This is a genomic window from Vibrio sp. N418, assembly GCF_000222565.1.
Lineage (GTDB): Bacteria > Pseudomonadota > Gammaproteobacteria > Enterobacterales > Vibrionaceae > Vibrio > Vibrio scophthalmi.
The window spans coordinates 1-245 of sequence record NZ_AFWD01000093.1; the positions used below are offsets into that span (position 1 = coordinate 1).

At 45.7% G+C, this 245-nt stretch carries 1 protein-coding gene; it reads left to right on the forward strand.

Annotated features, from left to right (window positions below; translation table 11 throughout):
* A partial coding sequence (locus RH86_RS18200; RefSeq protein ID WP_009387334.1) for a transketolase-like TK C-terminal-containing protein occupies nucleotides 1-188 on the forward strand: 188 nt, incomplete at its 5' end.
* Between the last annotated feature and the right edge of the window lie 57 nt (nucleotides 189-245).

Genomic DNA, 245 nt, shown 5'->3' on the forward strand with positions numbered 1-245 from the left:
CAGACGTGACCGCGCGTATCGCGATTGAAGCTGGTATTGCTGACTTCTGGTACAAGTACGTCGGTTTTGATGGTCGTATCATCGGTATGACAACGTTCGGTGAGTCAGCACCCGCTGAGCAACTGTTTGAAATGTTTGGTTTCACCGTTGACAACGTAGTGAATACTGCGCAAGAGTTACTGGCTTAATTGCCGCTTGCTAGCTAAATAAAAATAGCTTCTTAAACAAAAACCGAGCTTAATCGC